Annotated in this window: 11 protein-coding genes; 8 read left to right on the top strand and 3 right to left on the bottom strand. The window is 69.2% G+C overall.

What is annotated here, in order from left to right:
* Positions 1-72 precede the first annotated feature (72 nt).
* The 8 genes from AC1DW3_RS13175 (at position 73) to AC1DW3_RS13140 (ending at position 9,613) form a co-directional block, all read left to right on the top strand.
* Positions 73-2,115, top strand: coding sequence for a hypothetical protein (locus AC1DW3_RS13175; protein WP_477931769.1), 2,043 nt, complete (start codon positions 73-75; stop codon positions 2,113-2,115).
* Between the two features lie 44 nt (positions 2,116-2,159).
* On the top strand, positions 2,160-2,870 hold the full coding sequence (locus AC1DW3_RS13170) for a PEP-CTERM sorting domain-containing protein (protein WP_477931768.1): 711 nt from the start codon (positions 2,160-2,162) through the stop codon (positions 2,868-2,870).
* A 109-nt stretch (positions 2,871-2,979) separates the two neighbouring features.
* Positions 2,980-4,512: a helicase HerA-like domain-containing protein gene (locus AC1DW3_RS13165; protein WP_477931767.1), complete on the top strand. Its 1,533-nt coding sequence runs from the start codon at positions 2,980-2,982 to the stop codon at positions 4,510-4,512.
* Between the two features lie 81 nt (positions 4,513-4,593).
* Positions 4,594-5,664, top strand: a complete 1,071-nt coding sequence (locus tag AC1DW3_RS13160; RefSeq protein WP_477931766.1) for a sensor histidine kinase — start codon at positions 4,594-4,596, stop codon at positions 5,662-5,664.
* A complete protein-coding gene (locus AC1DW3_RS13155; RefSeq protein WP_477931765.1) occupies positions 5,661-6,437 on the top strand; it encodes a LytR/AlgR family response regulator transcription factor in 777 nt (258 codons plus the stop codon). The genes AC1DW3_RS13160 and AC1DW3_RS13155 overlap by 4 nt, the downstream gene beginning before the upstream one ends.
* 50 nt (positions 6,438-6,487) lie before the next feature.
* Positions 6,488-6,733 (top strand): hypothetical protein, encoded by a 246-nt coding sequence (locus tag AC1DW3_RS13150; RefSeq protein ID WP_477931764.1) that lies wholly within the window; start codon positions 6,488-6,490, stop codon positions 6,731-6,733.
* Positions 6,734-6,962: 229 nt separating this feature from the next.
* On the top strand, positions 6,963-7,778 hold the full coding sequence (locus tag AC1DW3_RS13145) for a hypothetical protein (protein ID WP_477931763.1): 816 nt from the start codon (positions 6,963-6,965) through the stop codon (positions 7,776-7,778).
* A 56-nt stretch (positions 7,779-7,834) separates the two neighbouring features.
* The gene (locus AC1DW3_RS13140) at positions 7,835-9,613 is read left to right on the top strand and encodes a glutamine--tRNA ligase/YqeY domain fusion protein (RefSeq protein WP_477931762.1); all 1,779 of its coding nucleotides are present in this window, start codon (positions 7,835-7,837) and stop codon (positions 9,611-9,613) included.
* Between the two features lie 6 nt (positions 9,614-9,619).
* Here AC1DW3_RS13140 and AC1DW3_RS13135 read toward each other — a convergent pair whose 3' ends face one another.
* The 3 genes from AC1DW3_RS13135 to AC1DW3_RS13125 form a co-directional block, all read right to left on the bottom strand.
* Positions 9,620-10,735, bottom strand: coding sequence for a sensor domain-containing diguanylate cyclase (locus tag AC1DW3_RS13135; RefSeq protein WP_477931761.1), 1,116 nt, complete (start codon positions 10,733-10,735; stop codon positions 9,620-9,622).
* A 99-nt stretch (positions 10,736-10,834) separates the two neighbouring features.
* The gene (locus AC1DW3_RS13130) at positions 10,835-11,059 is read right to left on the bottom strand and encodes a hypothetical protein (protein WP_477931760.1); all 225 of its coding nucleotides are present in this window, start codon (positions 11,057-11,059) and stop codon (positions 10,835-10,837) included.
* Positions 11,060-11,187: 128 nt separating this feature from the next.
* Entirely contained in the window at positions 11,188-12,090 is a 903-nt protein-coding gene (locus tag AC1DW3_RS13125) for a hypothetical protein (RefSeq protein ID WP_477931759.1), read from the bottom strand.
* Positions 12,091-12,128 lie beyond the last annotated feature (38 nt).

Genomic DNA, 12,128 nt, shown 5'->3' with positions numbered 1-12,128 from the left:
GTGAAGCGCAAAAGGCCGGCGCCTAACTTTGATCGTCCCTGCTCGCCAGGTTCTCGTTCAAAGGAGGTTCTCATGATTCGCTTGCCCACCCACTTCAGATTGGCCGGTTGCCTGGGCGCCGTGCTGCTGGCCACATCCGCCCAGGCCGCTCCGACCTGTTATCACAACTACGGCGCCATCGATTCGATGAAGCCGAACAAGCTCTTCCTCTACTACCCGACGGCCAACGACGCCACCTTCCCGGCCTACGCGACCAACGTCTCGCCAGCGCGCACCTTCGCCATCGGCTCGCTGCCCGGCGCGCCCGCCGGCACCACGGCGCAATTGCGCGACCGCATCTTCGACGTGGTGGCCACCGACTACTGCGAGTTCAACGTGCAGGTGCTGCCACCCACGACGACCAACCCGGACTCGCTGGGGTCACCCCCGGCGCGGCGCAATATGGTTGCCATCGGCGCCGACACCGACCCGTCCCTGTTCGGCATTGCCGAGGCCGTCGACACCGGTGACGCCGATGTCGTCGACCACGCACGCGTATGGGCCGGCTCCTACGGCGTGTTCTGCAGCGCCGAGCTCTCCGGCGCCGGCAACACGCTGGACCGCTGGGCCCTGGGCATCGGCGGCACGACCGCGCACGAGGCCGGGCACAACTACGGGCTGTCGCACAGCGCGGTGGTGCACACCGGCGAGGACCCGTTCACCAACCACATCATGCCCGCGGGGCCCTCCATGCCGTGCACCAGCCGGGTCGGGACGCGGCGCCACTTCAGTGACCAGGACTTCGGCATCCTGGCCAACAACGTCGGCCTGACGCTGCAGTCGCTGGCCAACTGGGACTTCGTCAACCCCAATGCCGCCACGGCCTCGCGACTGCGCATGGAGGTGCTCAGCCACAGCGCCACGCTGACGCCGGTGTCCGTCTACCTCGGCTCGCTGAGCCCCTGGAATACGCCCAGCGTGGTGGCGTCCGGCACGCGCAGCTTCAAGGGCAGCAGCTACAACCGCTTCTTCGTGACCTGGCAGTCCGCCAAGGGCTGGGCCAGCCCCAACCAGCCCGGCAGCATCGCCGGCCAGGTGCGCGGCGCCGAGCAGTTCCACGTCGGCACGCATTTCGCCGAAGCGGACATCCTCAACACCTCGACCCAGGTCATCATTGCCGACGCGACGCTGCTGGATGCCGGCGGGTCGGCACTGCCCCTGCATCCCCGTGTGCCGACCTTCGACACCGGCACCCTGGCGTCGGACGGCAGCTTCACGCTGGGCCTGGCCAACCTCGCGGCGGCCAATCTGATCCTGCGCAACTGGCGCGGCTTCGTGCTGCCACGGCCCGCGCACATCGACAGCATGCTGTTCGACCCCACCGGGGGCGTGAAGCTGTTCGACAACCAGCAGGACCCGATCGTTCCCTGGCGCCAGCTGCAGCTGCCGACGGCGATGGAGCTGCCGGCCGGCTCGACCGACAAGCCCGGCGAGGCCCGCTTCGAGCTCGGCAACCTGCTCAGGGAAGGGCACAACGTGCGCATCAAGTTCCGCGGCCCGGCCGCGGGGGACGCGACGGTCGGCGCCCAGGAAGTCAACCCCGACGTGAAGGGCGCGCTGGCGACAGACCCCTTCCCCGGCGCCTCGGTCTTCCTCATGGGCGACCTGGTCGAGCCCAATGCGCTGCAGTGGGACGCCGAGAAGAAGAGCTTCGTCAACAAGGACCTGGTCACCCACGTCTTCCTTCAGGTGGCCGGCAAGCGCGCCAAGCCCGTGGACGGCATCCTGATCGGCCTGCTGCGCGGCAAGGTGGTCTGCTCCAACCTGAACACGCGGCAGTCGGTCAGCGCGCAGGCCGAGAGCGATGGCAGCTTCGAYTGCGAGAAGGCCGGTCTCGTCTCCCTGCATGGGGAGAGGGTGCAGGTCTCGCAGGTGGGGCTGGTCAACACACAGCTGCCGGCCGTGCAGGTCGGCGGCCTGGACATCGCCAAGGTCACCTGCACCAACCTGCGCTCGCGCCAGTCCGTGTCGTTCAAGCCCGAAGTCAGCACCAATGCGCTCGACTGCGTGAAGGCCGGCCTGGGCGTCGAACAGCAGAGCACGCTGCAGATCACGCAAATCGGCACGGTGCGCTGAAGGCGCCGACCACCCCTCCCCACCCCAGTTGTCTGGAGACCCTGATGAAGCAACTCAAATTCACATTGGCCGCACTGAGCCTGGCGGCATCGACGGCGATGGCCGCCGGCGTCACCAACGGCGACTTCGCCAGCAGCCTGACGGGCTGGACCAAGGCCGGCAATGTCGCCGTCGACACCACCAGCCAGTTCGGCGCTCCACCGGTTGGGTTCGGCGCCCAGGCCGTGCTCGGCACGGCCGACACGTCAGGCTTCCTGTTCGGCGGCAGCGCGGTGGCCGCGGCCTCGCTGGAGACCTTCGTCGGGCTCGCCGCCGGCTCCCTCAGCGGCATGGGCGCCACCGTGGGCTCCGGGCTGAGCACGGACTTCACGGCCGCGGCAGGCGAGCGGCTGGTCTTCCAGTGGAAGTTCATGAGCAACGACCCGCCGGGCACCCCCGCCGACGACACGGCCTACGTGGTGCTGGACAAGACCACCTTCATCAAGCTGACCAGCGTCAACAGCGCGACGTTCAAGGGCGGCTCGGCCTCGCCGCTGTTCGACGAGACCGCCTACCTGACCTTCACCAGCGCCCCGCTGACGGCCGGCGCGCACAGCGTCAGCCTGGGCGTGTTCGACGGCTTTGACACGCTCGGCGCCTCCGCGCTGGCCGTCACCGACGTGCATCTGGCGCCAGTGCCCGAGCCCACGTCGGGCCTGCTGCTGCTGCTGGGCGGCTCGATGCTGCTGGGCCTGGTCAAGCGCCGCTCAAGCTGAGCGCCTGCGGGCGCTGCAGCCTCCGGACAGCGGCTGCGGTGAGTCGAAGCGGTCAAGGCGGACCGCTAGACTCGCCGCAGCCTACCTGCCCCTGATCCGGAGACCCTGCATGCCCGCCGATCCCATCCTGCTGGCTCGCCACGAGCAGACCGAGTGCCTGCTGCTGCCCGCGCTGGCCAACCGCCACGGCCTTATCACCGGCGCCACCGGCACCGGCAAGACCATCAGCCTGCAAAAACTCGCCGAGAGCTTTTCCAAGCTCGGCGTGCCCGTCTTCATGGCCGACGTGAAGGGCGACCTGACCGGCATCAGCCAGGCCGGCAACCCGAGCGAGAAGCTGCTCGGCGTGCTGAAGGAGCGCGGCCTGGACGCGCCCGAGAAGCTGGCCTGCCCCACCACGCTGTGGGACGTCTTCGGCGAACAGGGCCACCCGGTGCGCGCCACCGTGTCCGACATGGGCCCGCTGCTGCTGGCCCGCATGCTGGCCCTGAACGAAACCCAGGCCGGYGTGCTGCAGATGGTGTTCAAGATCGCCGACGACAACGGCCTGCTGCTGCTGGACCTGAAGGACCTGCGCGCCATGCTGCAGCATGTCGGCGACAACGCGAGTCAGTTCACGACGCAGTACGGCAATGTCTCGGCCGCCAGCGTCGGCGCCATCCAGCGTGGCCTGCTGCAGATCGAGGCCCAGGGCGGCGACAAGTTCTTCGGCGAGCCCATGCTCAACATCGCCGACTTCATGCAGACCGAAGCGGGCCTCGGCGTCATCAACGTGCTGGCCGCCGACAAGCTGATGAACGCGCCGCGGCTGTATGCGACCTTCCTGCTGTGGATGCTCTCCGAGCTGTTCGAAACCCTGCCCGAGGTGGGCGACCTGGAGAGACCGAAGCTGGTGTTCTTCTTCGACGAGGCCCACCTGCTGTTCAAGGACGCGCCGGATGCGCTGGTCGAGCGCATCGAGTTGGTCGTGCGCCTGGTGCGCTCCAAGGGCATCGGCGTCTATTTCGTGACGCAGAACCCGCTGGACATCCCTGACGCCGTGCTCGGCCAGCTCGGCAACCGCGTGCAGCATGCGCTGCGCGCCTTCACGCCGCGCGACCAGAAGGCCGTCAAGAGCGCGGCCGACACCATGCGCGCCAAGCCGGGGCTGGACATTGCCACCGCCATCATGGAACTGGCCGTCGGCGAGGCCCTGGTCAGCCTGCTCGACGAGAAAGGCCGGCCCAGCATCACCGAGCGCGTCTTCGTGCTGCYGCCGGGCAGCCAGATCGGGCCGATCAATCCGCAGCAGCGCCAGGCCCTGGTCGCCAACTCGCTGGTGGCCGGCGTCTACGAGAAGCAGCTGGACCGCGAGTCCGCCTACGAGAAGCTCAGCGGCAAGGCCGCCGCGGCCACCACAACGGCGGCGCCGTCCGCGGGCGGCAAGGCCGCGCCCGCACCGGCTGAAGAAGGTGGCGGCATGCTGGGCGGCCTGAAGGACGTGCTCTTCGGCACCACTGGCCCGCGCGGCGCCCACCACGCCGGTCTGGCCGAGACCGCCGCCAAGTCGGCCGTGCGCAGCATCGGCTCGGCCGTCGGCCGCGAGATCATCCGCGGCGTGCTGGGCAGCATCCTGGGTGGCGGTGGCAGCCGGCGGCGCTGATCCAGGCGCCCCTCGCGCCGCGGCGGCCCCGCTCGTCGCAAGCCCATGGCATGGCCGCGCGGGCGGCATGATGCTGGCGCCATGACGCCCACGACCTCCCAGCACGACTGGCCGACCCATATCGGCGGCACGGTCGCGATCTGCTTCGTCGTCGGCCTGCTGAACTATCTGATGCGCGGCGGGGGCTTCGGCCTGGCCATGCTGTATTCCTTCACCGTCGGCGCGCAGATCTCGCTCTACATCCAGCTGCTGATGGCCGGCGTCGCCTGGCTGCTGCGGCGCTGGCGCGGCGACCTGCCCGAGCTGCGCCAGGGCTGGATAGGCTGGGGCTGGATGCTGCCTTGTCTGCTGCTGGGCTCGCTGGTGGGCTACAGCGGCGGCCTGTGGCTGGGTGACCTGATCAGCGGCCAGCACGCCACCCAGCCCTGGGACATGCCCGGCGGCCGCGCGGCGCTGGCCCTCGGCTTCGTGCTGCTCGTGTCGGTGCTCGGCACGCTGTTCTTCTTCTCGCTGTTCCGCCTGCACTCGGCCAGGCTGGAGCAGGCTCAGGCGCAGCGCCAGGCAGCCGAAGCGCGGCTGACCCTGCTGCAGAGCCAGCTCGAACCGCACATGCTGTTCAACACGCTGGCCCATCTGCGCGTGCTGATCAAGCTGCGGCCCGACGAGGCCCAGCGCATGTTGGACCAGCTGATCGACTATCTGCGCGCCACGCTGCAGGCCAGCCGCGCCACCGAACACCCGCTGGCCGAGGAGTTCGAGCGCCTGTCGGACTACCTCGCGCTGATGCAGCTGCGCATGGGCGAACGGCTGCGCGTGAAGCTGGAGCTGCCGGCCGAACTGAGCGGCACCGCCATCCCGCCACTGCTGCTGCAGCCGCTGGTGGAGAACGCCATCAAGCATGGACTGGAGCCGCATGTGGAAGGCGGCGAACTGCGCGTGACGGCGGCGCGCGACGGCCAACGCCTCGTGCTCGAGGTGGCCGACAGCGGCACCGGCTTGATTGGCGCGACTGAGCTGGCGAGCACCGGCACCGGTTTCGGCCTGAGCCAGGTCCGCGAGCGCCTCGCCCAGCGCTATGGCGACGCCGCCCGCTTCGAGCTCAAACCCCAACCGGGCGGCGGCAGCGTCGCTCGCATCGAAATTCCAGCATGACGACAGCCCTGATCGCCGAAGACGAGCCCCTGCTGGCCGAGAACCTGCGCGCCGAGCTGGCCACGGCCTGGCCCGCACTGCAGGTCGTCGCCCAGGCCGGCAGCGGCACCGCAGCCGTCGAGCTGGCGCTGCAGCGCCGCCCCCAGGTCTGCTTCCTCGACATCCGCATGCCCGGCATGACGGGGCTGGAGGCGGCCCAGGCCATCACGGAGGACTGGCCCGAGGACGCGGGCGCCCTGCCCTTGTTCGTCTTCGTGACGGCCTATGACCAGTACGCGCTGCAGGCCTTCGAGACCGCGGCGGCCGACTACCTGCTCAAGCCCGTCACGCCTGAGCGCCTGGCCCAGAGCGTCGCCCGGCTGCAGGCCCGCCTGGCGCAACCGAGCACGGGCGACGCGACGCTGGCCTCGCTGCGCCAGCTGCTGACCCAGGCCGTGGCACCCGCACCGCGGCTCCGCCATCTGCAGGCCGCCGTCGGCGATGCCATCGAGCTGGTGCGGCTGGACGACATCGTCTACCTGGAAGCCGCCGACAAATACGTGCGCGCCGTGACGGCCGAACGCGACTACTGGGTGCGGGTGTCGCTGCGCGAGCTGCTGCCGCAGCTCGACCCCGAGCGCTTCTGGCAGGTGCACCGCTCCACCGTCGTCCACATCGACGCCGTCGCGCGCGCGCTGCGCCAGGAGAACGGCACCGTGCTGCTGGAGCTGCGCCAGCGGCCCGAGAAGCTGACCGTCAGCCGCGTGCACGCAAATCGTTTCAAGGCCCTTTAGCGCGCGATAGCGGGAAAACGATGGAAACCGTATAAACGGTTTTCATCGTCATGTCACACAAACCCACTCCACCCGAACGCGCCAAGCTCGTGCGCGACGGATTCACCATGCCCGAGGCCGACTACGCGCTGCTGAAGGAGCTGAAGAACCGGCTCCACGACGTGAAGCGCGAGGCCAAGAAGAGCGAGCTGCTGCGTGCCGGCCTGCAGGCACTCGCCTTGCTGGACGCCAAGCAACTTGCCGCAGCGCTGGACCGGCTGGCGCCGGTAAAGACGGGACGCCCACCCAAGCTATGAGCCCCTCGTCCAAGGACTACCTTGGCCGGGACCGCTCTGCGGCCAGCGGCCGCAGAGCTTCGGCAGGCACAGCGCGCCCACCGGGCGCACTGTGTCCGGCCTCAGCCCCCGAGGGGACGGCGATGTTTGCTGGTTCGACCGGCAAACACATCGCCGGAACGGGCCGACTAGGGAGCGGCCCGTCGCTCGGCCCGCAGATGTGCACAAGGCATGACAGAAGGAGAGCGCCATGACCGACGCAACGATCTGGTGGCAGCTGCTCTGCGCCATCGCCGGCCTGAACCTCATCGCCTGGACGGCCTCGACCGCCTGGCTGCACCGCCACCGCCCCGACGGCACCACCTGGCCCCACCAGCGGCTGCAGCTGCTGCTGTCGGCCCTCTATGTGCTGGGTTGCGGCTACCGCTCCTTGCTGCCGGTCTTCGACGTGCCGCGCGTCGTCATGGTGGATTCCTGGGCCTCCAGCGTGCTGGTCGGCCGCACGGTCGCCACCATCGCCGAGCTGAGCTTTGCCGCGCAATGGGCCCTGCTGCTGCGCGGCGGCGCGATCACGACAGGGCATCGCTTCAGCCTGTGGGTGTCGGGCGCCATCGTGCCGCTGATCGGCATTGCCGAAGTCAACTCCTGGTATGCCGTGCTGACGACGCGCAACATCGGCCATGTCCTGGAGGAGTCGCTCTGGGGCACGGCCGCCGTCCTCAGCGTGTTGGCCATGCTGGCCATGTGGACCCAGGCCAATGCCCGCGGTCGCCGCTGGCTGCTCCTCGCCATCACCGCCGGCGGGCTCTATGCCGCCTATATGTTTGCCGTCGACGTGCCCATGTACTGGGCGCGCTGGCTGGCCGACGAGGCCGCCGGGCGGGCCTACACGACGGTGGCGGCCGGCGTCGCGGACGTGTCCAGCCGCTGGACCGTGTCCCACGATTGGGCTCATTGGCGCAGCGAGGTCGTCTGGATGACGCTCTACTTCAGCGTGGCGGTCTGGATCAGCATTGGATTGGCCCACGTGAGGCTGCCGCTGAGGGCTGAGCGGCCCCGTCCTTAGAATCGTCGCCATCGCGGGCCTGAAAAAGCGGCCCGCTTCCATTTCCAGAGCCGACGATGAGCAACCCCGCTGTACCCGCTGTGCCCGCCGCCCCCGCGACGAACTTCCTGCGCCAGCGCATCGAGAACGACCTCGAAGCCGGCACCTTCAGCGGCCGCCATTTTGCCGGCACCCCAGGCGACGCCGCCCATCACGCGGCTGGCCCGCTGGACGAAGCCCGCATCCGCACCCGCTTCCCGCCCGAGCCCAATGGCTACCTGCACGTGGGCCACGCCAAGGCCATCTGCCTGAACTTCGGCCTGGCGCGCGACTTCGGCGGTGCCTGCCACCTGCGCTTCGACGACACCAACCCCGAGAAGGAGGAGCTGGAGTACGTCAACGCCATCAAGGAGATGGTGCAGTGGCTGGGCTGGTCCTGGGGCGACAACCTGTTTGAAGCCAGCAGCTATTTCGACTTCATGTACGCCGCCGCGGAAGCCCTGGTCAATGCCGGCCACGCCTATGTGGACGAGCAGAGCGCCGAGGACATGCGCGCCAACCGCGGCGACTTCGGCCGCCCCGGCGTCAACAGCCCCTTCCGGGATCGCACGCCGGCCGAGAACCTGGCCCGATTCCGTGAAATGCGTGATGCGCGACACGCCGATGGCGCCATGGTGCTGCGCGCCAAGATCGACATGGCCTCGCCCAACATCAACCTGCGCGACCCGACGCTGTACCGCATCAAGCATGCGGAACACCACGCCACCGGCAACAAGTGGTGCATCTACCCGATGTACACCTTCGCCCATCCCATCGAGGACGCGCTGGAGCGCATCACCCACAGCATCTGCACGCTGGAGTTCGAAGACCAGCGGCCCTTCTACGACTGGCTGCTCGAGCACCTGGCCGACCTCGGCATGCTGGCTCGCCCGCTGCCGCAGCAGATCGAATTCGGCCGCCTCAACCTGAACTACGTCGTCACCAGCAAGCGCAAGCTGCGCCAGCTGGTGGAAGACAACCACGTCACCGGCTGGGACGACCCGCGCATGCCGACGCTGGTGGGCCTGCGCCGCCGCGGCTTCACGCCAGCCAGCGTGCGCGCCATGGTCGAGGCCACGGGTGCGAGCAAGCAGAACGCCTGGATCGACGACACGGTGCTCGACCAGGCCCTGCGCGCCGACCTCGAGCCGCAGGCGCCGCGCGCCTTTGCCGTGCTGCAGCCGCTGAAATTGAAGCTGACGAACTACGCCGAAGTCTTCGGCTCCACGGAGCACCGCGAGCCCTGCGAAACGGCGGCGCATCCGCACAAGCCTGAACTGGGCCAGCGCAAGTTCTCTCTCGGCCCCGAGCTGTGGATCGAGGCGGAAGACTTCGTCGAGGTGCCGCCCAAGGGCTACTTCCGGCTGTTCCCGGGCAACAAGGTGCGCCTGAAGGCCGGCTACATCATCGAATGCACCGGCGCCGAAAAGGACGCCGCGGGCAACATCACCGCCGCGCTGGCCACCGTCATTCCCGACACCAAGAGCGGAACGCCGGGCGCCGACGCCGTCAAGGTCAAGGGCACCATCGGCTGGGTCGGTGCGCACGAGGCCGTTGCTGCCGAGGTGCGCCTGTACGAGCGCCTGTTCGCCGAGGCGCAGCCCGATGCCGGCGGCCGTGACTTCATCGAATTCCTGAACCCGAATTCGCTGCGCGTTGTGCAGGCCTTTGTGGAGCCTTCGCTCGCGAATGCAGCGTCAGATGTGCGCTGGCAGTTCGAGCGCCACGGCTACTTCGTGACCGACCGGGTGGATCACAAGGCAGACAAGCCGGTGTTCAACAAGATCACCGGGTTGAAGGACAGCTTCGCGAAGTAACGCGGCTCAGGCAGCCAGCAGGCTCGCTCCGCCACCCGTACTGATGACGCGATTGCGCCCTTCGCGCTTGGCCGCATAGCTGCGCGCATCGGCCAGCGCCTGTGCGTCCGCAGCTTCGCTGCTGTGGGCCACGCCGATGCTGGCGGTGATGCGCAGCTCCTGCTCCCCGACGGGGATGCGCAAGGCCTCGATGGCCGCGCGCAACTCGCCGGCCAGCGTGGCCGCATCGGCCGCGGGTGTGTGCGGCAGCAGCACGCCGAATTCTTCGCCGCCAACGCGCGCGACCGCGTCCAGCTTGCGGAAACTTCGCGCCAGCAAAGCGCCAACGGCCTTCAGCACCGCGTCGCCGGCCGCGTGGCCATGCGTGTCGTTGATCTTCTTGAAGTGGTCCAGGTCCAGGGCGATGACGGCATGGCCCTCGCCCCAGCGCTTCTCGCGCTCGCCCTCCAGCGCGTTGGCCTCGTCCCAGGCGCGGCGGTTCAGCAGGCCGGTCAGTGCGTCGGTGAGGGCCAGGCGCTGCAACTCTCCTTGAGCCTGTTGCAGCTCGCGCTGCTTGCGGCGCAGCTCCAGCAAGGCCATGGCCTGCTGGGCGAGTTGCTCCAGCCAGTCGAGCTGGCGGTCGGTCAGGCGGCGTGGGATGGTGTCCAGCACGGCCAGCGTGCCAATCGGATGGCCGCAGGAGGCGCATAGCGGCACGCCGCTGTACATGATGTAGCCCTTGTCCGCCGTCAGCGGCAGATCCCGGGTGCGCGGGTCGGCGCGCAGGTCGGCGATGTGCAGGCCCTCAGGCGCATCGATGACGAGGGAGCAATAGGCTTGATCGCGGCCCATGTCGCCGCGCGGCACGCCCACCGAGGCCTTGGTCCAGACGCGGTCGTTGGCGACCAGGTTGATGACGGCCACCGGGCTGCCGGTCAGTTCGCTGGCCAGGCGGGCGATCAGGTCGAACTGGGGCTCGGCCTCGGTGTCGAGGATGTCGTAGTGCGACAGCGCCGCGAGCCGCTGCGCTTCGGGGCTGGGCGTGGCGGCCACGGGCCGGCTGGGCGCCGTCTCGCCACGGAACCAGCGCAGCGTCGCCGACGTCGTGGGTGTCTGTTGGGGCAATCGGGCGGTGGCGGGCATGGCGTCAGTCCTCGCGGCGGATCACGATGCCGGCATCTTGGGCCTCGGCCGCGCGCCGCGAAAGCCCACCCGGCGCAATTCAGCGGTGCGCCGGCGTCATCAATCGCGGGCCCCGCCGCAGCGCAGCACGATGGGCGTGGCGTATTCGCGGCCGACGACGGCGCGGGCGAACAGATAGTTCTGCCGTGCCCGGTCGCTCAGGGAATCCAGCCGCACGCCGCCCTGCGCATCACAGGGGAAGGTGAGTCCGCGGCCGGCCTGGAACAGGGACTCGAAGCGCAACTCGTAGTTGTCGCTCATCAGGGGCATGGGGCGTGAGTTCATGGGGCACCTCGTCTTGATTGCAGACTAGGCGCCGCACCCCCTCCCTGCGCGTGAAAAGGTCGCAGCTGGACTCGCCGCCCCCCGCAGTTGCCTGCCCGGGCGCCAAGATGTCACGCCTGTAGCAGCTGCTAACGCGGCGCCGCGCGCAGCACGTCCATCTGGAAGGGCCGGTCGTTCATCTCGACGACGGCCGGGCTGGGCACGTTCAGCGTCATCAGGCGGCGCTGTGGCAGGTTGAGCAGGGCCAGTGAAGGCTGCAGATGCTGGCGCATGACGGCCTGCAGCGAGCCGTCGGCAAACGCCTGGCGCAGCCCCCGCGTTATGCGGTCGAGGGCGACGGTGTTGCCCGGATGGGTATAGAGGTATTGCGGCAGGTCATAGGACAGCAGCAGGCTGTCGTCCAGGGCCAGGCCCTTGAGCCCGGCATGGGCCTGCACCTCCTGGCCGATCTCCAGCACGCTGCGGCAGAACAGGTCGGCCCGCCCGAGCGCCACCATCTGGAACAGCGCCTCGTAGGTGTTGATCTCGGCGACGGTGAAGCCGTTGGCGCGCAGGATGTCGGCGTCCGCCCAGCCGCGGCCCTGCACATGGCGCAGCCGGGCCACGGCGCCCAGCGTGTCGGCTTCGCGCACGAGGGCGCGGTGCGGCGCATGCACGAAGCAGGCGCGGTAGCGGTTCACGCCCAGATGGATGGGAAAGAGCACCGGCACCAGGCCGGCGGCGCGGCCGGCGTCGGGCCCGGTGACGACGAGGAAGTTCGGCGCGGCCTGCTGGGCGGCCTCCAGCAGCGCGCGCCGCTTGTTCATGGGTGCAGACAGCTGCAGGCGGTAGGGGCCGTCGGTGGCGCGCGTCTTCTCCAGCGCCAGTTGCACCGCATCGCGGACGTAGGCGTTGCGCAGATCGGTCTCGCTGTCCGGCGCACGCAGCGTCAGCGTCAGCTCCTGCGCATGAGCCACTCCGGCCGCTGCCGCGAGCAGAGCGGGCAGGCCCTTCAACAGGCGGCGTCTTGGCAGGTTCGGCAGGTTGGACACTGGCTGAATGTAGCCCTGCCCGGCGCGCACGGGAATGG

The organism is Roseateles sp. P2_H4, from assembly GCF_056403315.1.
This window is presented reverse-complemented; position numbering and strand designations above follow the sequence as displayed.

Coding starts and splice junctions, on each gene's coding strand:
- AC1DW3_RS13135 (WP_477931761.1), bottom strand. CDS start 10,735: ATGCCCGCCACCGCCCGATTGCCCCAACAGACACCCACGACGTCGGCG.
- AC1DW3_RS13130 (WP_477931760.1), bottom strand. CDS start 11,059: ATGAACTCACGCCCCATGCCCCTGATGAGCGACAACTACGAGTTGCGC.
- AC1DW3_RS13160 (WP_477931766.1), top strand. CDS start 4,594: ATGACGCCCACGACCTCCCAGCACGACTGGCCGACCCATATCGGCGGC.
- AC1DW3_RS13145 (WP_477931763.1), top strand. CDS start 6,963: ATGACCGACGCAACGATCTGGTGGCAGCTGCTCTGCGCCATCGCCGGC.
- AC1DW3_RS13170 (WP_477931768.1), top strand. CDS start 2,160: ATGAAGCAACTCAAATTCACATTGGCCGCACTGAGCCTGGCGGCATCG.
- AC1DW3_RS13140 (WP_477931762.1), top strand. CDS start 7,835: ATGAGCAACCCCGCTGTACCCGCTGTGCCCGCCGCCCCCGCGACGAAC.
- AC1DW3_RS13155 (WP_477931765.1), top strand. CDS start 5,661: ATGACGACAGCCCTGATCGCCGAAGACGAGCCCCTGCTGGCCGAGAAC.
- AC1DW3_RS13150 (WP_477931764.1), top strand. CDS start 6,488: ATGTCACACAAACCCACTCCACCCGAACGCGCCAAGCTCGTGCGCGAC.